Raw genomic sequence first — 25,182 nt, 5'->3', positions numbered from 1 at the left:
CATGAGTACCACCTACAAGCGCGCCCTTTGGGCATGGGGCGGATTGCTCGCGCTGTTACTGTGTCTATTTTGGCTACCGCTCACGCTGTTAGGGCTGATTATCACTATTGTGGTGGTGTTACTGATCGTGGCAGTCGGATGGAAGCGTGCGGCGAGTATTGATGTCCATGTGCTTGACGTGTTAACCGATTTGCCGCCTGAACACTTTCGGCATCCGGTGGTGGTGGTGTGTGGCGATAACCTTGATGCGCTGTTTGGTTCCACGCAAATGCGCGAAACGCCGCGAGGCTGTTATTTACGTTTACCCGTAGATCTACGGTTAGCCGATTTTGTGGACTCTGTACTGGCACAACGCGCGGGCTGGAGCGAGCAAATCAGCGTAATGCGAGTGATTAATCCCCAGCAACAGGTTGATGCCGCGGTATTGGCGGGGCAGATGCGCGAGTTCTGTTATCAGGTATCCCGCGTGAGCAAACTGTGTGGCAGCGAGACGTCCGTGCTGCTGACCAGCTATTTGGCACTGCCAAAATCTCATGTTCCTGATGAGTGTTGGTTCGAGTGGGTAGCGGGAGAAACTGAGTGCAGCGTCGGTATTGGTCGTTCCGCTCCGCGCTCGCTGATTGATTGGCTGGCAGCTCATCGCAGCGATGAGGGAGAAGCCCAGCAAGCTGAGCGCTTTCAGTGTGCGGTAACGGTAAAAAGCTGGCGCGCGTGGATGTCTGAGTTTGTCTTACCGCACTGCAGACGCCAAGAACATTCGGCTGCGGCTTGTCGTCCCGTTGCGGTTGCGTTATCCCCAGTTTCCGCTTTAGGCATGGCGGAGCATTCGCTCTGGCAACAATGGCTGGCAAGCAAAACCACGTTAACCGATGTTGTGGGCGTGAGTTCGGCGTCAGTGGCAACGTTAGCGTTTCCAGACAGGCTATTCCGTTTGCTGCCGCAGCAGTCTGGTTTTACGCCACTGCATCGAGCACAGGCGATCGGTATTGGGTTATTTACCTTGGCCGCGATTGCTGCGTTGGGGAGTTCAGCATGGCATAACCGCCAGTTACTGCGTCAGGTCAGTGATGATATTCAGCGCTATAACGCTATTCGTATGACCGATTTTATCCCGAAAAAACAGGCCGTTGATGTTTTGATTCAGGACGAAATCCAGTTGGATAACCACTATCGGCAGGGCGTGCCGCTACGGATGGGGCTCGGGCTGTACCCCGGTGAGCGCTTGCGCCAACCGCTACTGACGACGATTGCCACCTATGTGCCTCCGCCGCCGGAGAAAGTCGAACAAAAAGCCAAGGTCGTTATACCGAAGGCCGTGCGTTTAGACAGCCTGTCTCTATTTGATACCAATAGCGCGAAGTTGAAATCAGGTTCGACCAAAGTGCTGGTAACGGCGCTGGTGGATATAAAAGCCCAGCCGGGCTGGCTGATCGTGATTGCTGGGCACACAGACGCTACCGGCAATGCCCAGCGCAATCTGGCGTTATCTCAGGCGCGAGCCGAGGCGGTGCGCGATTGGATGCGCAGCATGGGGGATATTCCGGTGACCTGTTTTGCAGTGCAAGGCTACGGCGCCAGCCAGCCCATTGCCAGTAATGAAACCGACGCGGGCCGAGCGGCTAATCGTCGGGTAGATATTCGTCTGGTGCCAGAGGCGGGAGCCTGCAAGCTGCCCGCCAAGGCATCAGATTTTTAACCAGCCGCCAAGTTCGGCGGCTTACAACAGTGTACTTATCAGCACCCCAAGTACGGATAAGTACCTCCCCAGTAACAAGGAGTTTTACATGGCAATTCCAGCATATCTGTGGCTGAAAGACGACGGCGGCGCAGACATTAAGGGTTCAGTAGACGTACAAAAGCGTGAAGGCAGCATCGAGATGGTGGCGCTGGAACACTCTCTGTACATCCCAACGGATAACAACACCGGCAAACTGACCGGTACACGTATCCACACTCCTCTGGTGTTCACCAAAGAAGTCGATGCATCAAGTCCTTACCTGTACAAAGCCGTGACTTCTGGCCAGACCCTGAAGTCTGCCGAAATCAAATGGTACAAGATCGATGACGCGGGTCAAGAAGTGGAATACTTCAATACCAAACTGGAAAACGTCAAAGTCGTAAAAGTTGCGCCAAAAATGTGGGACATCAAAGATCCTTCTAAAGAGAAACACAACCATCTGGAAGAAGTTGAGTTCCGTTACGAGAAGATCACTTGGACCTTCAAAGACGGCAACATCATCCATTCAGATTCTTGGAATGAGCGCGCTTCAGCGTAATACCTCAGGCAGGCGGGAAACCGTCTGCCTTTTCGTTTTTCTGCTCAGCGCCAAAGCGGCATCGTTTGGGCTCTGAGCACAACAACGAACGGATTTAAACAATTTAATTTGATGACCTTATGGGCCTTGGTTTCCTAGCACGGAAAACGGCTATGGGCGGTAGCGTGCCTAATGAGGGCTACGGGCTTAAATGGGAGAGAGAATGTGATGGGAAATAATTCAGCAAGCTTACTGCGTCGGTTAAATCCATATTGTGCTCAGGCACTGGCTGCCGCCGCAACCTTATGCCAGACCCGTGCCCATGCGGAAATCACGGTAGAACACTGGTTACTCAAGCTGTTAGAGCAGGGCGAAGGTGACATTACGGTGATCGCTCGCCGTTATGAATGGGATATGGACGGCCTATGGCAGGGATTGCTGGATCATTTAGAGCGTCTTCCACATACCATTCAGGGAAAACCGCAGCTCTCTGACAAACTTCAGCAACTGATCAAACATGCGTGGCTAGATGCATCGTTGCAGGAGAATACCGACGCCGTGCGTTCCGCACATCTGCTTGCTGCGCTAATCGGTAAGCCTAACTTACTGGCGACAGATGCCGTTTGGCCGCTGCTGAGTATTAGCACCACACAGCTTTCCCGTTTGTTACCGCTGCTAGATGCCCAGTCAGAAGAGCGCCCTGAATTGCAAACTGGGCTGCAACATCCTCAACAGCCATCCTCGTCTAATACCGAATCGGCCGCTAATGAACCGAGCACCAGCGGTGTTTCGCCGATGCAGGAAGCGCATTTGGCGGTGCTCAACAAGTTTACCCTTGATGTGACCGAAAAAGCGCGCTCCGGTAGCATCGACCCCGTCTTTGGCCGCGATATGGAAATCCGTCAGATGGTGGATATTCTTTCTCGCCGCCGCAAAAATAATCCAATTCTGGTTGGTGAGCCGGGTGTAGGTAAAACCGCACTGGTCGAAGGATTGGCGCTACGTATTGCTGAAGGCAACGTCCCCGATAGCTTAAAAACCGTCAGCGTACGCACATTAGATCTCGGTTTGTTACAGGCGGGCGCGGGCGTGAAGGGCGAGTTCGAACAGCGCCTGAAAAACGTCATCGAGGCCGTGCAGCAGTCGCCAGAGCCTGTCTTACTGTTTATCGATGAAGCGCACACCATCATTGGCGCGGGCAATCAGACCGGTGGTGCCGATGCCGCTAACCTGCTGAAACCGGCGCTGGCACGCGGCGAATTACGCACCATTGCCGCCACCACGTGGTCTGAATACAAACAGTATTTCGAACGCGACGCCGCGTTAGAACGCCGTTTCCAGATGGTCAAAGTGGACGAGCCCGACGATGAGATGGCCTGCCTGATGCTGCGTGGCTTGAAAGAGCGCTACGCCACCCATCACGGCGTGCATATTCAGGACGCCGCGGTGAAAGCGGCAGTCACGCTGTCGCGCCGGTATATCACCGGACGACAACTGCCGGACAAAGGCGTTGATCTACTCGACACCGCCAGCGCGCGTGTACGTATGAGCTTAGACACCGTGCCGGAACAGCTCACGCAGATGAATGCACAACTCGCGGCGCTAGAGATGGAAAAACAAGCGATTGAACAGGATCTGGTGTTCAGCAGCGGTGCCGATATCGAGCGCCTGAGTGCCATTGATCAGCTCAGCGTAGAATTGCAACGTCAGCAAACGGCGCTCGATGCTCAATATCAACAAGAGCGCGAACTTACTCAGCAATTGCTCGAAGTGCGTCAAGACATCAGCCGTCAGTCCGAACGCGCCGCGATTCAGCAACAGCTCAGCGAACTACAGGGCAGCCATCCACTGCTTTCTCTCGACGTTGATGTGCGTACCGTAGCCAATGTGATTGCTGACTGGACAGGTGTTCCGTTAGGCAGCCTGCTCAAAGACGAACAAACTAGCCTGCTACAGCTTGAGCATCAGCTCGGCGAGCGGGTTATCGGCCAACAGGCGGCGTTAGGTGCCTTGGCTCAACGTCTACGAGCGGCTAAAACCGGTTTAACCTCAGAAAACGGCCCGCTCGGCGTATTTCTGCTGGTCGGCCCAAGCGGTGTAGGGAAAACAGAGAGCGCATTAGCGCTGGCTGATGACCTGTTCGGCGGCGAAAAATCGCTGATCACGATTAATATGTCCGAGTACCAAGAAGCGCATACCGTTTCTCAGCTTAAAGGCTCGCCTCCGGGCTACGTGGGTTATGGTCAGGGCGGGATTTTGACCGAGGCGGTACGCAAGCGACCATACAGCGTGGTGCTGCTCGACGAAGTTGAGAAGGCGCATCGCGACGTTTTAAACCTGTTCTATCAGGTATTCGACCGTGGCTTTATGCGCGACGGCGAAGGGCGCGAGATCGATTTCCGCAATACCGTGATTTTAATGACCGCCAACCTCGGCAGTGATGAGCTGATGGCGCTGTTAGAGCAGCAGCCAGAGGCGTCGGATAGCATGTTGCACGAGCTGCTGCGTCCGATCCTACGCGATCACTTCCAGCCTGCCTTACTGGCGCGTTTCCAAACGTTGATCTATCGCCCGCTAGACGCCGTGGCACTCCGCCGCATTGTGGACATCAAATTAGGGCAGGTGGCGAAACGTCTTCAGCGTCACTATGGACTGACTTGCCATATCGAAGAGAGTCTGATGGACACGCTGGTGGCGGCCTGCCTGCTGCCGGATACCGGCGCACGCAACATCGACAGCCTGCTTAATCAACAGATCTTACCGGTGCTTTCTCAGCAACTATTACAGCGTTTAGCGCAGCAGCGAAAACCCGACAGTCTGACGCTGGGGTTCAACGACGAGGAAGGCATTACGCTGGATTTCGGTGATGAACACAACGGTGAAGCTGATACGGATTGCTCGGTTACGACGGAAGCGAGGGTGATATGTTAAATACTGCTGCTCAACTGATGTTCGATCACAGCCACCATGTGCTGAAAGTTTGGGACAACACGGCTCCACTAGATGTGTTGGCGTTTACCGCTGAAGAGCATCTCAGCCAGCCTTATCGCTACACCATCGAATTCACCAGCTTGGCCAAAGACATCCAGCCCGCGCAGATGCTGATGCAGGACACCACATTCACCCTGAACGCTACGCCGAATGCATTGGCCTCCTTGGGTGCCGCGTTGTCGATGACGCCGTCGGTTATGCAGGCATTGCGCACGGTACACGGGGTGATCCAGAGTTTTAAGCGTCTTTCTACTTCGCGGGACGAAAGCCGCTACGAAGTCACCTTGGTTCCGCGCTTGGCACTGCTGGCGAAAAGCCATCAGCACGCGATTTACCAAAATCTCTCAGTGCCGGAGATTGTGGAAAAGATCTTGCGCGATCGCCACGGCTTCAAAGGGCAAGATTTCCTGTTCACGCTGGCGCACACCTATCCAAAACGTGAACTGGTGATGCAGTACGGCGAAAACGATCTGCAATTTATCAGTCGCCTGCTGGCCGAAATCGGCATCTGGTTCCGCTTCACCGCCGATCCCAAACTTAATATCGACGTTGTTGAATTCTATGACGATCAGCAACACTACCAGTTTGGCACCAGTCTGCCACTGCGTAATCCGTCGGGCATGAATGACGTTGGCGTCGAATCAGTGTGGGGCTTAACCAGCGCTCATCAGGTGGTGGAAAACCGCGTCACCACCCGAGACTACAACTATCGCCAAGCTCAATCGTGGATGGACGGCGACGTTGACGTGACTCACGGTGACAAAACCACCTACGGCGAAGCCTATCACTACGCCGATAATTATCTGTCGGCGGGTGATAAAAACAGCCCGCAGCCTGAGACGGAGAGCGGTGTCTTCTATGCCCGCCTACGCCATGAACGTTACCTTAATCAGCAGACCCTGTTACATGGCTTCACCACCTCGGCGGCGCTGTCGCCGGGGCAAGAGCTCAAAGTTGACGGTGACGCGCCTGAGGCGTTCCGCCAAGGGGCGGTCATTATTGGTATCAGCAGCAAGGCGCGTCGCGACCAAAGTTATGAAGTAGAATTCACCGCCATCCCATATTCTGAAAACGTCTGCTTCCGCCCAGAACCCACCGCCAAACCGGTGATGGCGGGCACCATTCCGGCGCGCGTCACCAGCACCGTGGTGAACGACACCTACAGCCACATCGACAAAGATGGCCGCTACCGCGTGTCGTTTGATTTTGACCGCGACGAATGGCAGGCCGGTTGTGAAAGCCTATGGGTGCGCCAAGCGCGTCCGTATGCCGGTGACACCTACGGTTTACACGCCCCGTTGCTGGCGGGTACCGAAGTGGCGATTGCGTTCGAAGAGGGCAACCCTGACCGACCGTACATCGCCTACGCGCTGCACGACTCCAAACACGGCGACCACGTCACGCTGCAAAACTACAAACGCAACGTACTGCGCACCCCCGCCAACAACAAACTGCGCCTCGACGACGAACGCGGCAAAGAGCACATCAAACTCAGCACCGAATACGGCGGCAAAACCCAGCTCAACCTCGGCCATTTGGTCGATAGCCAAAAACAGAAACGCGGCGAAGGCTTCGAACTGCGCACCGACGACTGGGGCGCGATAAGGGCGGGCAAGGGGATTTTCATCAGCGCCGACGGCCAGCCGAAGGCGGGTGGGAAGGTGTTGGAGATGGGGGCGGCAATAGGCCAGTTACAAAGCGCACTAGAACTAGTGACTGCGCTTGCTCAGAGTGCAAAAGTTTCAGGCGCACTGGATGCAGATATTGCCTCGCAGCAAAAGTTAAGCAGCGTAATTAACCAACTGAGCAGCTCAGGTTTATTAGTGTCGGCCCCTGCAGGGATGGCCTATACCACCCCTAAAAATATTCAGATGTCAGCTGGTAAGACTGTCACCACGACTGCGGGTGAAAATATCGATTTTAGTATTTTTAAACGTTTTACCGTTGCTGCGGGGGAAGCAATCAGTCTGTTTGCCCAAAAAATGGGGATGAAATTATTTGCTGCGCGAGGGCCAATTTCAATTCAGGCACAAACAGACGCAATGACCCTTCAGTCAGATCAAATGATGAGTATCAATAGCGTCAGTGGTGAAATCGTCGTTAACGCCGCTCAGGGGATCACCTTAGTCAGCAAAGGTGCCTATATCAAAATTAAAGATGGCTCTATAGAGATTGGTGCACCTGGCACAATAAAACTCAAAAATGACAATATTAGCTGGGGCGGAACAGCCTCCTTAAGTGCAGCGTTGCAACCCATGTCTGTTGAAGATCCCGCATATAAATATCCAATGCAGGGTGGTTTTCAGGTTATTGATAAAACGACTAGCGAGCCTAAGGCTTATATCCCATACCGCATTGAGACCGACGATGGAAGCGTGTTACGCGGTGTTACTGATAAGAATGGGTTTACCCAAAGCCATTATGGCATTGACCCACAAAACATTAAGCTGTTCTTCGAATAACAGGGAGGATAACGAGCATGAGTGAGAATAATAAGCCGGTTTCTCAGGCGCAACTGGATAAAAAAGAAAATAACATTATTACAGTGGAACATGAGTCTGTAGATACCTATTTTATTACCGGCACTCAAGAGCTGATATTGCTCACCGCAGAGGCATCAAAGCAATTAGATGAACATGCACGCGAAATCATGACCTGCGTGGATGAACACCACAAAGCCAGCGAGAATTATTCGGCGGCGTTGGAGAACTATGGCAAGGTTTACTCACAACCAGAAAAGTCGGCGGAGCTAGTTAATCTTGAAAACGAAGTAGTTGCCGCAGAAAAAATATTGCAAGAGAAGAAGGATGCACTGCAAAGTACGTTAGGGGATTTTGAAGCTACAGGCACCGGTTATAAAGAAGTAGTTGAGCTCATTCCTATCGCAACAAAAAAGAAACCAGGTAGCAAGCGTGGAGTAGGAAGTCGTTATGCTTTCGTCAAGAAAGGCTACATCGATAAATTAGGCGTAGGTGTGCGGCATAAAGTTAAAATCACAGGTAAAGATAAAGCGTCGGCATCAGAAAGCATTTTTACTCGCGACGGTAACAAAAATATTAAAGGAATTAATACACAAAAAATAAAGAATCAGCTTAAAGAACTCGACTCTGATAATACTGGGATTAAATATTTCTCTGCTGAGGATATAGGTAAAGTAGATAAAACCTTAACAGACTGGGCTGATAGCTGGAATACTAGTTTGGCGAGGGCTAACGAAACTGAAGTAAATGCGAATATAGATGTATCTGCTGGCGCTCAATTTCTTCGTTTTACCTCTAATTCGGGCGCATCCGGCGAATGGGATCCCTATGATGGTAAACTCAGTTTCAAAGTTGAACACAGTTCTGTGCTTTCGATTGCCTCGGGTACCGTAAGTGCGAAATTCTATATGCCGGATAGAATAGGGTGGCCTTTGAAGTATGCTGCGGAAGATAGAGTAAAACCACTGGATATGGGGATGCTACGGGTTTATTTTGAAACGTCGCTGATTGGCTTTGCTGGCGCTTCGGCGCAGGTTGAATCGCAAATACAAGTAACAACCATCGGAACGAAGCAGGTCGTTATGGGTATTCGTGAGCCACAGCTTCCTCGTTTTCGTCAGCGTCGAGCGACTGGTGCACAGTTTCATAATGCACGCAAAGGTGAGAATGAAGATGAAGGGCTAACAGCATCTGCCGAAATATTTGGTGGCGCGAAAGCCACACTTAAACTTGCTGGTGGGGTGCAGTGGCTACAGCCGAAAGCTTTGACTGAGTATCAGGGAAAAACGGGTGAGAAGGCTAAAGCGGCGGCTGAGTTTGTCGATTTCTGCTCAATATCTGAGAGCTTAGTGGGCATGGCTGGCGCTGGAATTGGTGGTACTTTTAAATGTGATTTTGTTAATGGCCGTTTTTGTTTCAAAATAGCCGCCAGTCTGTGTGTAGGCGTGGGTGCAAAAGGCAGTTTTGAGGCCGCGGTGGATTATGACAAATTGTCCGATTTTGGCGGGTGGCTGATTTATCAACTGTATGGGTTGGACTATGCGTTTTTTGAGTTGGTGACTAAAGACGCATTTAATACTTTTAGCAAGGTGTGCGTTATGATGTTGACAGATAAAAAGGCTGACATAGAGAAATCCCTCAAAAGTCTTAAAGCTACTGTAGATAAGATAGATGCTAGTTTCACATTGTTTGTGGAATCAATTGAGAATGGTTTAAAGGAATCGAAAAAAAGAAATCAATTGGCATTAAATATTATTTCTTGCAAAGATAAGCTGTTTAGTTATACCCCTGAAGCTAAAGGTATACTTATTTATCTGCTTACTCGACATGGGATAGCCGATCATATAGACAGAGAGAACTATGGGGATGATATTATCCCTAATATTTATAGTAATAGAAAAGATGCAATTATAACTATTTTGACAAGCATCCAGACTCAAAAAGAGTGGTTTGAGGTTTTCAGTCATTGCACAGCGGATGGAAGCTCCTTATCGGGAGGGAATCCTGCATTGAAGTATATGGTTTCTCAAAGAAAAATGAATGACTTGAGTGATTTTTTACAAGAAGGTAAGAATAAAAATCATGAAATGGAGACGATTTACAGGCGTCTTAGAGTAACTCCTGCGTGGGGGTATCCACTGGCATGGAATAACAGCGAGGCGTACCGACTCTATAATGGGGTTAATCCTTTATACTCCAAGTCTGCTATGTTTTCACCATCCAGTGAATTTCCGGAAATGACAGCTTAGTTGAGGTTTTTATGCGTATTTTTTACAAAGTTTCATATTTAAGTATTTTAGTATTATTTATTAATGGATGCGACCAAACAGCTGCCGACACGAAGACCGATAATAGCCGTGAAGCAGAGCTGAATACTATTATTAATAAAGTAAAATCAGAGTTGGTTTACGTTAAAGGCGGCGAGTTTTTGATGGGGGATTTTGGCGAGCAATATGGCAAAGAGCATTTGCCCTATGACGCGAACCCAGACAGTAAGCCCCTGCATAAAGTGGAGCTAACGAGTTACTCGATCAGCAAATTCAAAGTGGATAATACCGAATATAAGTTTTACTTGGCCTACAATAATCTTCCGGGAAGAGTGGTTAATGGTGGAGTGAGAACTAAGACTCGGTGGGAAGAGAAAAACGGTATAGCTAACGGGCCTGCACACGTTGATTGGTATGAAGCTGAAGGTTATTGTCAATGGCTAGCCAAGGTAACGAAGTTACCATTTGCACTGCCCACGGAGGCTCAGTGGGAGTACGCTGCACGTAACCGCGGACAGTATGTGATAGCGCCCACAAATGATGGAACAATCCAGATTGAGGATAGAAAAGGAATAAATGTAGCTAGTGAAGATGATCGAGAAAACTACTCACGTAAAATAGGCTCAAGTTTAGGAATCTTATCACCGATGCCTGGTGATTTTCGTCCACCGAATCCTTTGGGGATATACGATATGGCCGGAAATGGCTGGGAGTGGGTAAAGGATTGGTATGATCCTAACTATTATCAAACATCGCCAGTGAAGGATCCTCAAGGTCCAGACAAGCCCGTATATAAAGATGATGATGATGGCTATTTTTATAAGTCAATGCGTAGCTATGATTATTCAGGGCCAGGACGCGGGTTAACCGTTGTTCGTTATAAAGCAGATCCTAAAAGCAGAGATTATTTACCCAGCGATAAAACCGCCCGCTGTGTGGTGAATAGCCCTGAGCCGATAAAATAAAGGACGTATGAGGGTAAGGGAAATGAAAAAAATAGGGATAACAGGTTTCCTATCTTTTACCATCGTCATTCTTAGTGGCTGCGATCAGAAGGCAGCCAATACAGAAACCGATAATAGCCGTGAAGAAGAGCTGAATACTATTATTAATAAAGTAAAATCAGAGCTGGTTTACGTTAAAGGTGGTGAGTTTTTGATGGGGGATTTTGGCGAGCAATATGGCAAAGAGCATTTGCCCTATGACGCGAACCCAGACAGTAAGCCCCTGCATAAAGTGGAGCTAACGAGTTACTCGATCAGCAAATTCAAAGTGGATAATACCGAATATAAGTTTTATTTAGCCTATAACAATCTCTCAGGTAGGGTCGTTGAAGGTGGGCCAAGAAAGAAAAACTACTGGATGGAGAAGAATAGTATTCCTAACGGGCCAGCGCACGTTGACTGGTATGAGGCCGAGGCATATTGTCAGTGGCTAGCTAAGGTGACAAAATTGCCATTTGCACTGCCTACGGAGGCACAGTGGGAGTACGCTGCGCGTAACCGCGGGCAGTTTGTGATAGCGCCCACAAATGATGGAACAATTCAGATCGAGGATAGAAAAGGAATAAATATAGCTAGTGAAGATGATCGAGAAAACTACTCCCGCAAAATAGGCTCAAGTTTAGGAATATTATCACCGATGCCTGGTGATTTTCGTCCACCTAATCCATTGGATATTTATGATATGGCCGGAAATGGCTGGGAATGGGTAAAGGATTGGTATGATCCTAACTATTATCAAACATCGCCAGTGAAGGACCCACAAGGTCCAGACAAGCCCGTTTATAAAGATGATTATGATGGCTATTTTTATAAGGCTATGCGCGGTCAAGACTTTTCTGGACCAGGACGCGGGTTAACCGTTGTTCGTTATAAAGCAGATCCTAAAAGCAGAGACTTTTTACCCAGCGATAAAACCGCCCGCTGTGTGGTGAATAGCCCTGAGCCGATAAAATAAAGGACGTATGAGGGTAAGGGAAATGAAAAAAATAGGGATAACAGGTTTCTTATCTTTTGCCATCGTCATTCTTAGTGGCTGCGATCAGAAGGCAGCCAATATAGAAACAGATAATAGCCGTGAAGCAGAGCTGAATACTATCATTAATAAAGTAAAATCAGAGCTGGTTTACGTTAAAGGTGGCGAGTTTTTGATGGGGGATTTTGGCGAGCAATATGGCAAAGAACATTTGCCCTATAACGCGAACCCAGACAGTAAGCCCCTGCATAAAGTGGAGTTAACGAGCTACTCGATCAGCAAATTCAAAGTGGATAATACCGAATATAAGTTTTACCTGGCCTACAATAATCTTCCGGGAAGAGTGGTTAATGGTGGAGTGAGAACTAAGACTCGGTGGGAAGAGAAGAACGGTATAGCTAACGGGCCAGCACACGTTGACTGGTATGAGGCCGAAGCTTATTGCCAATGGTTAGCCAAGGTAACGAAGTTACCATTTGCACTGCCTACGGAGGCACAGTGGGAGTACGCTGCGCGTAACCGTGGACAGTATGTGATAGCACCCACCAACGACGGGACAATCCGTGCTACCGATGGCGAGGAGAAGAATGTAGCGACAGAAAAAGATAGCAAAGCCTATTCGCAAAAAATGGGCACGTCACTCGGCGTATATTCTCCATTACCAGGAAATCTATATCCACCGAATCCTCTAGGCATATACGATATGGCCGGAAATGGTTGGGAGTGGATGAAAGATTGGTATGATCCAGATTACTACCAAACATCCCCAGTGAAGGATCCTCAAGGTCCAGACAAGCCCGCGTATAAAAATGATGATGGTTATTTTTATAAGGCTATGCGCAGCCAAGATTACTCTGGACCAGGACGCGGGTTAACCGTTGTTCGGTATAAAGCAGATCCTAAAAGCAGAGACTTTTTACCCAGCGATAAAACCGCCCGCTGTGTAGTGAATAGCCTTGAGCCGATTAAATAAATTTAATTAAAAAATGAAACATAAAAAAAGAAGAAGGCGTAGAGTTATCGAAGCTGACAATCTTATTGCAGAAAAATGCATGCTGGCTTTTTTTGTAATAACACTGACTCTGTCTGCTATTTTTTTACCGTACTTTATATATCGTGACTATCAATATATATTTGTATATAAACGCACGATTGGTCATGTGATTGATAGTAAAAGAACCTGTCCCGCTATATATCACCATGCTAATTCAGGTGTGTCACGATGTACTCAATATAAGCCTGTTGTTGAGTATTTTGACGATAAAGGCGTAAGGCATGAGTTCACATCAGGTTTTTCAAGTATGCAAACTAAAATGAACTACTCAGGTAAGGTTACTGTTCTTTATACTGATGACGATGACACCATATTTGATATATTTAATATAATCACACCTATCGTACTTTTCTTTATTATAGGTCGTTTTAGTTTTCATGCTGTTTGGGCGTTGGGGAATTTTTTCAGATATAGAGAGGTTAATGATGCAAGGCGTCATTCGCGTAGGAGATAAAACATCTCATGGTGGCGTTGTTCTTAGCGGCGCGACTAGTCTTACTTTTATGGGAAAGTCTGTCGCCTGTTTAGGTGATAAAGTTTCATGTCCTAAACACGGAAATACTACCATTATAGAAGGTGATAATAATGCTAGATGTAATGGAAAACCTATTGCCTTACATGGGCATCGCTGTGCATGTGGATGCACGCTAATTACCTCGTTGTCTAATGCCGGTAAAAAATAAAATGCCCATCAATTTACATTTGATTCCTGATAAAAAAACTGATCCTTTGCCTATAAATAAAATGATATGGCTTGTGTTTTTAGTGTGTTTTATTCTTCTGGTATGCTTATTGTCATTTTTGTTGTGGCCAGTTGATGAGGTTAAAAATTCAGTTTGGTTTTGGTGTTGCAGTTTACTGTTTCCTACTGTATTTGGGCTGATGCTTTATGGTCTTCGACAATTAAGTTATGAAAACAGTTTAACCTATATCAGGCATTGGAATGATAATCACGAAAAACTAGAGAAAGAACTGATAAAAAAAGGTCAGGAACCTGTCCATTTCTTAGAATCGTTTTACTGTACACCTATCGGTGAGTCTAATTTATGCCAAGCTATCATTAATGGAGAAGAGCCTTTAAAACCAATATATCTGGCAGAATATAGAACCACGGTTAGTTTAGGCCAACTTTCTCCTGCGGTAGGAAAACGTAATAATAATGAATATGCTGAACGTTTAGAAGTTTTGCTGAAAAAGATAGCGCCATCGTTAAATAATAGCCTAAATAAAAATTATAAAGAGGCTAATTTAAAGGTGAGAATAAAACACGATGGGATAATAAGCGATTCTGATGTTTTATTATTATGGCATCAGGTTTTAAATCATGAGCAAATCCGCGATGTTATATTTACCTCAGAGGATGACGGCCTGCTCTGGATTGATCATTGGCTGGATGACAAAAGCTCTACAGATATAGCTATCTCAGTTGAAATACACCTACTGAAAGAACCGCTACAAAATCATGTAGAGTCCGTTAGTGTACTTATTTTAGGGCGTGCTGACTGGTATCTTGACCGCGAAGTTACACCAAAAGCGGCAATACATAGGCCAGTTAAGATAGATAATTTAACTGAATCTCTCACGGATGCATTGCGCTGGGGAAAACTCGTCGAACAAGGGAGTTCCGATTATTTTTTTTGGCATAGCCAAGTTTCACCGGAAATGCTTACAGAGGTCACTATTACACTGGATTCAGTAGAACATCCTATTAATCAGGGTAAGAGTTTTGATTTAGATCCTACGTTTGGTCTTCCTGATAAGGCCGTTGGAAATATTGCATTGATACTCGCCTGTGAAAAAGCATATTCAGAAAATGAAAACCAGCTCATCTTACTGAGAGATTCATCCTACCAAGTTTGTACTGTCCGCCCGTTGTCCGTTCATTAAAGGATTATTTGTGAAAAATAAGCGTACTAGCACCTGGGTTATTATTCTTTGCTTACTCATTATCGTTGGGGTTCTGATATGGGTAACTAATCCTGTATTAGTGTTAGGCAGTGAATCTGAAAAGCTTAAATGGACTTTAGTTCTTCTCTGTGTCTGTTTATTCCTACTGTTTGTCGATGGATTGAGTCTATTTGGTCTCGGGAAGCTTGCATCACTAGATTTCTTCAATCGCTTTAAAAGCAATGGAGGCTCTGTTGTTACAAATACTCCTGTAGCGGGCAGGAAAAAAGCCGCATATATCACCCACCTCCGTGCCCGCCACGGCCTCCTATGGCGCAATAAAATCCGCATCCTGCTGGTCGTTGGGGAAAGCACGGCGGCGGAAGCTATTGCGCCGGGATTAACTACTCAGCAATGGCTGGAGGGGCAGGGCACATTATTGCTGTGGGGCGGTGGTGTGCAGGCGGAGCCGGATGAGGCATGGTTGTTGGGGTTGCGTAAGATGCGCCGTCGCCGTCCGTTGGATGGCGTGGTGTGGGTGATGAATGAGCAGCAGAGCGAGCAGGCTGGCGTTATCGATCAGGGCTGCCGCCAGTTGCAGAAACGTGGGCAGATTTTAAAACAGCAGGCACCGGTTTATCTGTGGCAGGTGTGTGACAGCGCGTGGCAGCAGGACGATCGCATTACCCAGCCGGTGGGGTGTTTGTTCCCCGAGAAAAACTCGCCGGAGAAATTGGCCGCCAGTTTGCAGAAGCTGGTCGCGCCGCTGCGTCAGCGCGGTATGACACAGGTGTTGTTGAAAAACAGCCATGACTTTTTGTTGCGTCTGGCTAATCGTTTAGAACACCAAGGGATTACCCACTGGCAGCAGGCGTTAACGCCGCTGCTGCGTGAATATGCGTCGGCGCTGTCGCTGCGAGGCCTGATGTTTAGTTTGCCGTTGGCGGCGAAATCCGGCGTTGCTCAGCACGGCTGGTTGCCGGATGTCGCGTGGCAGGGGATATTAAGTGATAACTCAGCGCGCACGCGTCGCGTAGGATTTTCATGGGAGCAGAGCGCTTATTATGCCGTGATGGTGCTGGCGCTGCTGTGGTTGACCGGAAGCGTTGTCTCCTTCTTCTCGAATCGTTCACAGATCGCCACGGTGCGCGATCAGGTTGATTTACTGAATAAATCCAATGCGAAACCAATGGAACAGCTGGTTGCGCTACAGCTGTTTGGCAATACGCTCGGGCAGTTGCAGTATCGTGCCGCCCATTCGGTGCCGTGGTATCAGCGTTTTGGGCTAAGTCAGAATGACGCGCTAGAAGATGCACTGTGGCCACATTACGATGCGGCAAATCAGCGCCTGATCCGTGAGCAGGCCGCAGCAGAACTGCATAAAAGTCTTAGCGAGCTGGCTGCTTTGCCACCGGATAGCCCTCAGCGCGCTAAGCTGGCTCAGGCGGGTTACGATTGCCTGAAAGCCTATTTGATGATGGCTAACCCTGATAAGGCCGATGCGTCGTTCTTGACTCGCGTGCTCGGTGCCAATGAACCCACGCGGTTAGGTGTGGGCGTCGGTCTGTGGCAGGGGATTGCGCCGGGGTTATGGATGTTCTATGCCGAAAATCTTCCATCTCATCCCGAATGGCGTATCAAGCCCGATCAGGCATTGGTGGCGCAGGTGCGGCAGGTGTTGCTCAATCAGATTGGTCAACGCAATGCAGAAGCTACGTTGTATCAGAAAATGTTGCAGTCGGTGGCGCAAAACTATGCCGATATGGGGTTAGCGCAGATGGTGGGTGACACGGATGCGCAATCATTGTTCGCTACCGAGCAAGTGGTGCCAGGCATGTTTACCCGTCAGGCATGGGAAGGTCAGGTGCAGAAAGCTATTGACGATGCCGTGTCTTCTCGTCGTGAAGAGATCGACTGGGTACTGAGCGACAACAAGCATCCTGCGTCGGGAGATGTCTCGCCAGAGGCGCTGAAAGCACGTCTAACGGAACGTTACTTCACCGATTTTAGCGGGGCATGGCTGGATTTTCTAAACAGTCTGCACTGGAAAAAAGCGCAGAATCTGTCGGATGTTACCGACCAGCTCACTCTGATGAGCGACGTGCGTCAGTCGCCGCTGATTGCGCTGCTGAATACGTTAGCCTATCAGGGGCAAACTGGACAGCGCAGCGAAGCGTTATCGGATTCGTTGATGAAATCGGCGCAAAACCTGCTGCATAAAGAGAAAGCGCCCGTTATTGATCAGCGTGTGAGTGGCCCTACCGGCCCGTTAGATAGCACATTTGGCCCTTTATTGTCGCTGATGGGGAAGGGCGCGGGAGCAAACGGCGTGATGAATGCCGATAGCTCGCTGAGCCTACAAACCTTCTTAACACGCGTTACGCGAGTGCGTTTGAAGCTGCAACAGGTGGCGAATGCGTCCGATCCGCAGCAGATGACACAGCAAATGGCACAAACGGTATTTCAAGGCAAAACGGTCGATCTGACGGAAACGCAGGATTACGGCAGCCTGATGGCGGCCAGCCTAGGCGAGGAGTGGAGCGGTTTTGGCCGCGAAATGTTCGTGCAGCCGCTGACTCAGGCGTGGCAAACCGTACTGCAACCTTCCGCTGCCAGCTTAAATACCCAATGGCAAACCTCGATTGTGGCGAATTGGAATAGCGCTTTCGCTGGGCGCTATCCATTCGCTTCCAGCGGCAACGACGCTTCGCTGCCGATGCTTGGCCAATTTATCCGTTCGAACTCGGGTCGCATTGAGCAGTTCTTAACGCGTCAGTTGGCGGGCGTGCTGCACAAAGAGGGCAACACGTGGGTGCCGGATCAAATCAACAGTCAGGGGCTGCAATTTAACCCTGAATTCCTTCAAGCCATTAACCAACTGAGTCAACTAGCTGATGTGCTGTTTACCGACGGCAGCCAAGGTGTGCACTTTGAGCTGCGCGCCCAGCCTGCCCGTAACGTGGTAGAAACCCAACTGGCTATCGACGGTCAGCGCCTGCGCTATTTCAATCAGATGGAGAGCTGGCAGAGCTTCAACTGGCCGGGGGCGACCTACCAGCCGGGCGTGATGCTAACATGGACCAGCATTAATGCCGGTGCGCGCCTGTTTGGTGATTACCAAGGTAGCTGGGGGCTTATCCATTGGTTAGAGAAAGCCAAGGTAAGCAAGCTGGATGAAAGTAGCTATCGCCTCGCGTTCGATACGCCGGATGGCCTCACGCTGTCATGGATCCTACGTACACAGCTTGGCAGCGGACCATTGGCATTGCTCAAGCTGCGGGGGTTTAGCCTGCCAAGCAAAATTTTTATCGTTAACGCAGGCGCTACCGATCCGATGTCAATGATGGGCAATAACAACGCGCTGGGGGATGAATAATGCTTCAGGGACTGATTACCGCCAGTATGAATGGGCGTGATGCTTTGGCGCTAGCGGGCGAGCAGGTTGCTTTGTGGGACAAGTGGTTGCTGCCGATTCGCGCCGATGCTCCCGCCGGAGAAGATCCGGGCTACGACGACGATTTCCAGCGTATGCGCGAAGAGGTTAACCGGTTATCGGGTGCGGATACCGATCTCGTTTGCCAACTAGCGGAAAAGTTGCTGACTACGGTCTGCAAAGATGTCCGAGTGGTGACGTATTACCTGTGGGCGCGATTGCATCGCGATGGGGAACCGGGGTTAGCCGATGGTTTAACGCTGTTGGCGGGGATGGTTTCCCGCTTTAGTGACTCTGTACTGCCGCAGCGAGCCCATAGCCGAAAAATGGCGATGGAGTGGCTAGCGAGCGGTAAGGTGCTAGATAGTTTGTCACGTTATCCCGAAGTGGTTAAGGCTGACGTAGAGCGCACGGTTGCCGCATTAGCACTGTTAGACAGTGCCATGCAGGCTTGGCCCGAAGGAGAGCGACCAGCACTCGGCGCGCTTTATTCGGCTCTGGACGTGCGCTTAGCGCAGTCTGGTGGTTTGGATGCGGTTGTGCCGCAAAACAGTGCGCCGTTAGGAATGAAAGAAGAGCACGGCAATACCTCTTCTGCCGGATTGCCTACGCTGAAACACATTCAGTCAGGGCGAGATTTGCTCGATCAGGCGCGTGAGTTGGCGCGTTATCTGCGCGATCAGCCGCAAGGGTGGCTTTCAAGCAGTCGCCTCATGAAAAGCCTGCGCTGGGACACTGTGCACCAGTTGCCACCGCAGGATGCATCGGGAAATACCCGTTTGGCCCCGCCACGAGCTGATAATCGGGCACAGTTGAAGCGTCTCTATATGCAGCAAAGTTGGAATGAGCTGTTAGAGCAGGTTGAACGCATGTATGCCGAAGGCGTCAATCATTTTTGGTTGGATTTACAGTGGTATGCCTGCCAGAGCCTTAGCAAGCAAGGGCATCCGTATGATGCTTGGGCTGATATTGTAAAGCGTGATTTAGGTATGTTTTTAGAACGTCTGCCGGGGCTGGAGGAGATGACCTACAACGATGGAACACCGTTTGCCGATGAGGTTACGCGTAACTGGATCGCACAGCATGTCAGCGGTAATCATGAGCAGTGGACTGCCCCTCCGACGACCACTCAGCCACAGGGGGACGATGACGTGCTGGCGCTGGAGGGGGAAGCCTTGGCGCAGGCCGACAGCGGCGGCGTTGAGGCTGCGCTTACGTGGTTAAGTACGCGTCCGGGAATGCATACACCGCGTAATCGCTGGTTGCTGCGTTTGCTAATGGCGCGGGTTGCTGAACAGTACGGCAAAAATGAAATGGCGCTGCATTTGCTGGCCGAATTGGATCTGAATCCAGCCCAGCTTACGTTGGCTGAATGGGAACCTGCGCTCAGTTTTGAAGTAAAAGCACGCTTGCTCAAACTTTTGCGTTTGAAGTCGCAGCGTAACGATAGCGATAAAGCCGCACTAGCCCGACGAATGGATACGTTGCTGGCAGGATTAGTGAATATCGATCCGGTTAGAGCCGCGGTGCTTTGCGGGTAATCACTGCTTTAATACTCCCCATTTTTACTTCGTTTTTTTAACCTTTCTCATGAGAACACAATTCGCATGGATGACTTAACTCTGCGCTATTTTGAAGCAGAAATGCGCTACCTACGTGAAGCCGGTAAAGAATTTGCCGAAGCGCATCCCGATCGTGCCGCCATGCTTAATCTGGATAAAGTGGGCGCGCGGGATCCCTATGTTGAGCGCCTGTTTGAAGGTTTTGCTTTTTTAATGGGGCGATTGCGTGAAAAGCTTGACGACGATCTGCCTGAGCTAACCGAAGGTCTTGTCAGTCTGCTGTGGCCGCACTATTTACGCACCATTCCTTCGCTTTCCATCGTGGAGCTTGAACCTGACTGGTCACAGATGAAACACAGTGAACGGGTCGCTCGTGGTTTTGAAGTGATGTCTCAACCCGTCGGTCAGCAGAAAACGCGTTGCCGCTACAGCACCACACAGGATCTCGAACTCCTGCCGTTAAATCTGGCTAAAGTGACGCTGGATACCGAACCGGATGGGCGCTCGGTTATCCGTCTGCGCTTTGAGTGCAGCGAGCTTGCCGATTGGGGGCAGATTGATTTGAGCCGTTTGCCGATTTACCTGAATGCGGACAGCCCGATTGCTAGCGCATTGCATCAGGCGCTTACGCTACAAATGCAGGCAATGTATCTGCGTTTGCCGGGGCAAACAGACCGGCGGCGTATGGAAGGCTATTTTTCTCCGCTCGGCTTCGGTGAACAAGATGGGCTGTGGCCGAAGGGGGAGAGTGCATTTAGCGGTTATCAATTGCTGCTGGAGTTTTTTACCTTCCGTCAGAAATTTATGTTCGTGGCGTTGAACGGTCTTGAGCATATTGAACGGCCATCGTCGCTGCCGTGGTTTGAAATCGACGTGGTGCTTAGCGAACTCTGGCCGTATGACATGCCGTTTGATGCGGAAAATCTACGCCTGCACTGTATACCGGTGATTAACCTGTTTCCGTTAGAGGCCGATCCGCTACGCCTTTCCCCGTTAGAAACGGATTATCTCTTGCGTCCGATGCGATTGCAGGATGGTCATACCGAGATCTATTCGGTCGATAGCGTGGTTTCTTCTAAGCACACCGGACACCAAACCTACGTTCCGTTCAGTAGCTTCCGACACAAAGGCGGCATGATGCGCTACGACGCACCGGAGCGTTATTTTCATACCCGCGTCAAACGCGGTGCATCGGGGTTACACGATACGTGGCTGATCCTCGGCGGTGAAGCATTTGACAGCGACAAACTGTTGGCGGAAGAGAATCTTTCCCTGAGCCTGACCGGCACTAACGGCCAGCTACCGCGTAAGGCATTGCAAAGCACGCTGCTGGATACGGTGGTGCAGTCGACACAAACCAAGCTGTCGGTGCGTAATCTGTGTGCGCCGACCATGCCGTGCTATCCGCCAACCCGTGACCGTTTTCACTGGCGTGTGCTGAGTCATCTTGGGTCGAATTTTTTGCCGATGATGGACAACGCTGAAGTGCTGCGTGGCACGCTTTCTCTCTATGATTGGACCGGTGATGAACTAAACCGCCGTCGTTTAGCGGCGATTGTCGATGTGAAGCATCACCTGATTCAGCGTTTTGAAAAAGGCTTTTTGCTACGAGGGGTCGATATTGAAGTGACGTTAGATAGCAACGGATTTTCCGGCGAGGGGGATATCAGCCTATTTGGCGAAATGCTGAGCCGGTTTTTTGCGCTGTATGCCGATATTCATTTGTTTAACCAGCTTACGTTGATACTGCAACCTTCAGGGAAATGTCTGCAATGGAAAGAGAATCACAGTCAGCGCATTCCAGGCTAATCACGGCGCTGCAAGGGCGCATGTCAGAGGTGAACGTATACCGTTTCTGTCAGTTGTTAGAGCGTGTGGCACCCGAAAAACCTGCGCTGGGCAGCACCGCGAGCCCGCATGACGATCCGGTGCGCTTTCGACCGCATCCTGGGATGGGATTTCCCGTCAGCGAACTGAAAGCGATAGAGCAAGATGAAGAACATCCGGAACGGCCATTGACGGTGCGAACCACCTTTTTAGGCTTGTACGGCGTGGATTCACCGCTACCGACCTCGTATCTGGACGACATCGCGCAAGGTAGAGAGGGGCATGAAGCGTTAGAAGCCTTTCTGGATATTTTCAATCACCGGATATTTACCCAGTTTTATCGTATCTGGCGTAAATATTCTTATCCGGCCACCTTTCAAGTGGGTGGGACTGATGAAACCTCGCAGTGCTTATTGGGACTCATTGGTTTAGGTATCCCTGGAACGTCGTCGCATATCGCCACCCCAGTTTCTCGCTTCTTGGCATTGCTGAGCGTAATGCGTCTGCCAACGCGGACAGCGGAAGGCGTTATGGCGCTGGTGAGGTTGTTGGCGCCGAAAACCACCGCGATTGTTACCGCGCATGACCGACAGCAGATTGTGTTGCAAAAACCAGCCGGATTAGGCCCGAAGCACCGCGTGAATCTGTCTCAGCGAGCGGTATTGGGGGCAACAGGTACTGATGTGAATACCCAGATGTTGCTAACGCTGCACACCACTGATTTGGAGGAAGCCAAAGGATGGTTACCGGGCGGGCAGCTACATACGGATTTAATGGTGTTGTTGCGGGTTTATCTGGGATGGCGCTGCAATGCGCGACTGAAGTTAGTGTTGCCAACCGTTCTCCTAGCGCCACCGGTGTTGGGAAAAACACACGTTCAGCTTGGGTTAACGGGTTTGTTAGGCCTTCATGCGGCACAGTCTGCTGCCTTTGCATTACCCGATGAGATCACGGTCAATTTGGGGCATTACCAAGGATTACAGCCGAATACGGCGAACAGAGAGGTTAGGCATGTCAATTTTCGCTTTTAAATCCCATTCATTTCAGGCCGGCGCCGTGGTGTTGTCGGCGCTGCTGCTGGCTGGCTGTGGTTTAACGCAGAGCGTTGCAGATGGAACAGTTTCAGTAACCAAATCGATATTCTACAAGCAGATAAAAACCCTTCATCTGGATTTCAATGCTCGCGAAGCGCTAAACACTGACGCTAATGATATGAGTGCATTATCGGTGCCTACCATGGTACGGGTTTATCAGTTGCGCGATAGCAAAGCCTTTGAACAGCTGGATTATCAAAGTTTGTTGGTTGATGGTGATGCCAGCCTGAAAGCCGATTTGTTGAGTTCGCGCGAAGTCGTGGTGAAGCCGGGTACGGGGGCATTGTTGAATATGCCAATGGAAAAAGAGGCCAAATTTGTGGCGGTGGTTGGCCTGTTCCGGATGCCTGATACGCAGAAAAACAGCTGGCGCTTGGTGATTGATCGTGAGGATCTGTTGCCGGATGACCCTCGGGTGATTGAGCTCGGTAATAATGCCCTGAGTCTGAAACCGGTTAAGGATTAAGCCATGTCGTCTCAGAATCCCTCGCTGTATGAAATGCTGACACTGAACTTTGGCGGTGAACTGGATCTCCATTTGGTGAGTGAACGCGACCAGGTGATCCTGTCCGTGCTGGATAATATGCAGCGTATTCTCAATAGCCGAGCCGGTACGCTGGCCCACTTGCCTGACTATGGATTACCGGACATGAGCCAAATTCTGCAAGGGATGCCTGGTTCTGCTCATGGATTACTGTCAATGCTGTCGGCGACGTTACTCAAGTATGAACCACGCGTCGAAAGCCTTGCTATTACGTTATTACCGCAAACGCGCAGTGGTCATCTGGAATATACCCTTGAAGCTCATTTAAAAGACGTGGGTTTGGTGCGTTACGGCACAGAGTTTGCGCCAGAAGGCAAAGTTTTGGTGCGTCATCTTAAACAGCAGCAGTTTGTTTCCGCTTAGTTTTCATCATCACAATTCTTCTTACGGAGTTTCAATTAAGCATGCCTTCCTTCTCCGAACAGCATTTACGCACCGGTGGCGATCCGCGCACATTAAGCGAATTTAGCGCTCTACGCGATGAACTGGGCAAGTTGACGCATCCGGCTCGTCCTGATGTGGATTGGCAAAAAGTAGAGCAGCTGTGTTTGGCGTTATTCCGCCAAAACGGCGTCGAGTTACAAACGACCGCCTATTACACGTTGGCCAGAGCACATCGTGCGGGTATGGCGGGTATTGAAGAGGGATTAGTACTCGTGGATGGGTTACTCACCCACCAATGGCCAGTATTTTGGCCACAGCAGACTCATGCTCGAATGGAGATTCTGGGATGGTTGGCTTCACGTTTACAGCAGTTACTGCGTGGCTATGTTTTCAAGTACGGCGACTTAGCCCTTATTTATCGAACAGAGACGCTGTTAGAGCATTTAGGTGAAGTGTTAGCCCGCTTGGAGCTGAAGCATCTGAGTCAGTTGGATGGTTTGTATCATCTGATGCATAACACCGCGCTACGGCTTGAGAATCTGGACGGTGATAATGTCGTGCAGGGGGGAAGTACGCTGGCCGCACGGCCTACGATGGATATCTCAGGGACAGAAATACGCGACGATTCGCCTTTAGTTTATGTCGTTCAAGCTGAGGCCAAGCCTGTCGTCATGCGAGTGGAAAACAATCCACGCGGTCTTCAAAAAAGCCACTGGCAAGGGTTTGTGGCTGGACTGATTTGTATGGCACTGGTGGGCTGCGCGGGGTTATGGGGATGGCATGCTCTGCATCAGGAGCCGGTGTTGAATACGCTGCTGGCCACGGTGCAGCCTCTGCCGAAGACGTTAACGGCAGAGCAGATAACTTCGCTGCGAACAGATAAGGCGGACAAACTCCCGACGCTGACCAATGAGATGTTGGCTGCGACGCAAACACAGTTGGACAGTCTAAGGCAGTTGCCTGCAATGTGGCCGCTAAATTATGGCTCTCAGTTAGTGAAGCAGGCACAAACGCTGTGGCCAAAAATTCCGGCGGTTGAGCAACTCGCGGCTAAATGGCAACTGAGCTTAAATGCTCAGGCGGCTTCCAATGAGACCCTAAATGATTGGAATTTGGCACAAACGCGTTTACAGCAGCTGGCAAACAAACTGAATGGGTTAGATGAACAGCGAGGTAAATACATTACCGTGTCAGAGCTGAAATCCTCGGTGTTTGCTATTCAGCAGCCGTTAGCGAAATCGCCGCCGCTGGAAGAGCTGTTACGGCAGTTGGCTGAACAGCAAAATGCCGGAAAAGTTGCTCCGGCATTGATGATGCAAATCGATAATCGGTTTAAACAATTACAAAGCCGCTATATGTTACTCACTGAATCAAAAACAGAATAACTTCACTTTCCGGTAGCGCCATATCGCATGACGCTACTGGAG

The 25,182-nt window shown here is 49.9% G+C and carries 18 protein-coding genes; all 18 read left to right on the top strand.

The window, feature by feature from the left end:
- The first annotated feature begins 1 nt into the window (after position 1).
- The 18 genes from M988_RS12180 (at position 2) to M988_RS12100 (ending at position 25,140) form a co-directional block, all read left to right on the top strand.
- Positions 2-1,696, top strand: a complete 1,695-nt coding sequence (locus tag M988_RS12180; RefSeq protein ID WP_064574370.1) for an OmpA family protein — start codon at positions 2-4, stop codon at positions 1,694-1,696.
- 88 nt (positions 1,697-1,784) lie between these two features.
- A complete protein-coding gene (locus M988_RS12175) occupies positions 1,785-2,276 on the top strand; it encodes an Hcp family type VI secretion system effector (protein WP_004095601.1) in 492 nt (163 codons plus the stop codon).
- Between the two features lie 207 nt (positions 2,277-2,483).
- Positions 2,484-5,186 carry a type VI secretion system ATPase TssH gene (gene tssH, locus M988_RS12170; RefSeq protein ID WP_064574367.1) on the top strand — a complete coding sequence of 901 codons (2,703 nt, stop codon included), beginning with the start codon at positions 2,484-2,486 and terminating at the stop codon, positions 5,184-5,186.
- Positions 5,180-7,708 (top strand): type VI secretion system Vgr family protein, encoded by a 2,529-nt coding sequence (locus tag M988_RS12165; protein ID WP_064574366.1) that lies wholly within the window; start codon positions 5,180-5,182, stop codon positions 7,706-7,708. The genes tssH and M988_RS12165 overlap by 7 nt, the downstream gene beginning before the upstream one ends.
- Before the next feature lie 17 nt (positions 7,709-7,725).
- Positions 7,726-9,975 carry a hypothetical protein gene (locus M988_RS12160; protein WP_064574364.1) on the top strand — a complete coding sequence of 750 codons (2,250 nt, stop codon included), beginning with the start codon at positions 7,726-7,728 and terminating at the stop codon, positions 9,973-9,975.
- An 11-nt stretch (positions 9,976-9,986) separates the two neighbouring features.
- A complete protein-coding gene (locus tag M988_RS12155) occupies positions 9,987-10,958 on the top strand; it encodes a formylglycine-generating enzyme family protein (RefSeq protein WP_064574358.1) in 972 nt (323 codons plus the stop codon).
- A gap of 22 nt (positions 10,959-10,980) precedes the next feature.
- Positions 10,981-11,952 carry a formylglycine-generating enzyme family protein gene (locus M988_RS12150; protein ID WP_064574355.1) on the top strand — a complete coding sequence of 324 codons (972 nt, stop codon included), beginning with the start codon at positions 10,981-10,983 and terminating at the stop codon, positions 11,950-11,952.
- A 22-nt stretch (positions 11,953-11,974) separates the two neighbouring features.
- Positions 11,975-12,943, top strand: coding sequence for a formylglycine-generating enzyme family protein (locus M988_RS12145; protein WP_008813066.1), 969 nt, complete (start codon positions 11,975-11,977; stop codon positions 12,941-12,943).
- A 13-nt stretch (positions 12,944-12,956) separates the two neighbouring features.
- Positions 12,957-13,478: a DUF3592 domain-containing protein gene (locus tag M988_RS22860; RefSeq protein ID WP_020303841.1), complete on the top strand. Its 522-nt coding sequence runs from the start codon at positions 12,957-12,959 to the stop codon at positions 13,476-13,478.
- Positions 13,450-13,707, top strand: a complete 258-nt coding sequence (locus tag M988_RS22430) for a PAAR domain-containing protein (RefSeq protein ID WP_020303840.1) — start codon at positions 13,450-13,452, stop codon at positions 13,705-13,707. The genes M988_RS22860 and M988_RS22430 overlap by 29 nt, the downstream gene beginning before the upstream one ends.
- A 1-nt stretch (position 13,708) precedes the next feature.
- The gene (locus M988_RS12135) at positions 13,709-14,911 is read left to right on the top strand and encodes a hypothetical protein (RefSeq protein ID WP_074388448.1); all 1,203 of its coding nucleotides are present in this window, start codon (positions 13,709-13,711) and stop codon (positions 14,909-14,911) included.
- A gap of 10 nt (positions 14,912-14,921) precedes the next feature.
- Positions 14,922-18,287 carry an ImcF-related family protein gene (locus M988_RS12130; RefSeq protein ID WP_064574351.1) on the top strand — a complete coding sequence of 1,122 codons (3,366 nt, stop codon included), beginning with the start codon at positions 14,922-14,924 and terminating at the stop codon, positions 18,285-18,287.
- Complete coding sequence (gene tssA / locus M988_RS12125) at positions 18,287-19,885, top strand: type VI secretion system protein TssA (RefSeq protein ID WP_064574347.1); 1,599 nt, start codon at positions 18,287-18,289, stop codon at positions 19,883-19,885. The genes M988_RS12130 and tssA overlap by 1 nt, the downstream gene beginning before the upstream one ends.
- A gap of 66 nt (positions 19,886-19,951) precedes the next feature.
- A complete protein-coding gene (gene tssF, locus M988_RS12120; protein WP_004095566.1) occupies positions 19,952-21,715 on the top strand; it encodes a type VI secretion system baseplate subunit TssF in 1,764 nt (587 codons plus the stop codon).
- Positions 21,679-22,764 (top strand): type VI secretion system baseplate subunit TssG, encoded by a 1,086-nt coding sequence (tssG, locus tag M988_RS12115; RefSeq protein WP_064574346.1) that lies wholly within the window; start codon positions 21,679-21,681, stop codon positions 22,762-22,764. The genes tssF and tssG overlap by 37 nt, the downstream gene beginning before the upstream one ends.
- On the top strand, positions 22,745-23,293 hold the full coding sequence (gene tssJ, locus M988_RS12110) for a type VI secretion system lipoprotein TssJ (protein WP_004095562.1): 549 nt from the start codon (positions 22,745-22,747) through the stop codon (positions 23,291-23,293). The genes tssG and tssJ overlap by 20 nt, the downstream gene beginning before the upstream one ends.
- 3 nt (positions 23,294-23,296) lie before the next feature.
- A complete protein-coding gene (tssE, locus tag M988_RS12105) occupies positions 23,297-23,734 on the top strand; it encodes a type VI secretion system baseplate subunit TssE (RefSeq protein WP_008813073.1) in 438 nt (145 codons plus the stop codon).
- Positions 23,735-23,775: 41 nt separating this feature from the next.
- Positions 23,776-25,140, top strand: a complete 1,365-nt coding sequence (locus M988_RS12100; RefSeq protein ID WP_064574344.1) for a VasL domain-containing protein — start codon at positions 23,776-23,778, stop codon at positions 25,138-25,140.
- The last annotated feature ends 42 nt before the right edge of the window (positions 25,141-25,182 follow it).

This window comes from Hafnia paralvei ATCC 29927, assembly GCF_001655005.1.
GTDB classification, from domain to species: domain Bacteria; phylum Pseudomonadota; class Gammaproteobacteria; order Enterobacterales; family Enterobacteriaceae; genus Hafnia; species Hafnia paralvei.
Note: the sequence above shows the minus strand (reverse complement) of the source record. Positions and strands in the feature narration are given on the sequence as shown.

What these genes read in the sequence shown, in the direction of transcription:
- M988_RS12145 (WP_008813066.1), top strand. Translation starts at nt 11,975, where the DNA reads ATGAAAAAAATAGGGATAACAGGTTTCTTATCTTTTGCCATCGTCATT.
- M988_RS12160 (WP_064574364.1), top strand. Translation starts at nt 7,726, where the DNA reads ATGAGTGAGAATAATAAGCCGGTTTCTCAGGCGCAACTGGATAAAAAA.
- M988_RS22430 (WP_020303840.1), top strand. Translation starts at nt 13,450, where the DNA reads ATGCAAGGCGTCATTCGCGTAGGAGATAAAACATCTCATGGTGGCGTT.
- M988_RS12135 (WP_074388448.1), top strand. Translation starts at nt 13,709, where the DNA reads ATGCCCATCAATTTACATTTGATTCCTGATAAAAAAACTGATCCTTTG.
- tssE (WP_008813073.1), top strand. Translation starts at nt 23,297, where the DNA reads ATGTCGTCTCAGAATCCCTCGCTGTATGAAATGCTGACACTGAACTTT.
- tssH (WP_064574367.1), top strand. Translation starts at nt 2,484, where the DNA reads ATGGGAAATAATTCAGCAAGCTTACTGCGTCGGTTAAATCCATATTGT.
- M988_RS12100 (WP_064574344.1), top strand. Translation starts at nt 23,776, where the DNA reads ATGCCTTCCTTCTCCGAACAGCATTTACGCACCGGTGGCGATCCGCGC.
- tssF (WP_004095566.1), top strand. Translation starts at nt 19,952, where the DNA reads ATGGATGACTTAACTCTGCGCTATTTTGAAGCAGAAATGCGCTACCTA.
- tssG (WP_064574346.1), top strand. Translation starts at nt 21,679, where the DNA reads ATGGAAAGAGAATCACAGTCAGCGCATTCCAGGCTAATCACGGCGCTG.
- M988_RS12165 (WP_064574366.1), top strand. Translation starts at nt 5,180, where the DNA reads ATGTTAAATACTGCTGCTCAACTGATGTTCGATCACAGCCACCATGTG.
- M988_RS12180 (WP_064574370.1), top strand. Translation starts at nt 2, where the DNA reads ATGAGTACCACCTACAAGCGCGCCCTTTGGGCATGGGGCGGATTGCTC.
- M988_RS22860 (WP_020303841.1), top strand. Translation starts at nt 12,957, where the DNA reads ATGAAACATAAAAAAAGAAGAAGGCGTAGAGTTATCGAAGCTGACAAT.
- tssJ (WP_004095562.1), top strand. Translation starts at nt 22,745, where the DNA reads ATGTCAATTTTCGCTTTTAAATCCCATTCATTTCAGGCCGGCGCCGTG.
- M988_RS12175 (WP_004095601.1), top strand. Translation starts at nt 1,785, where the DNA reads ATGGCAATTCCAGCATATCTGTGGCTGAAAGACGACGGCGGCGCAGAC.
- M988_RS12155 (WP_064574358.1), top strand. Translation starts at nt 9,987, where the DNA reads ATGCGTATTTTTTACAAAGTTTCATATTTAAGTATTTTAGTATTATTT.
- tssA (WP_064574347.1), top strand. Translation starts at nt 18,287, where the DNA reads ATGCTTCAGGGACTGATTACCGCCAGTATGAATGGGCGTGATGCTTTG.
- M988_RS12150 (WP_064574355.1), top strand. Translation starts at nt 10,981, where the DNA reads ATGAAAAAAATAGGGATAACAGGTTTCCTATCTTTTACCATCGTCATT.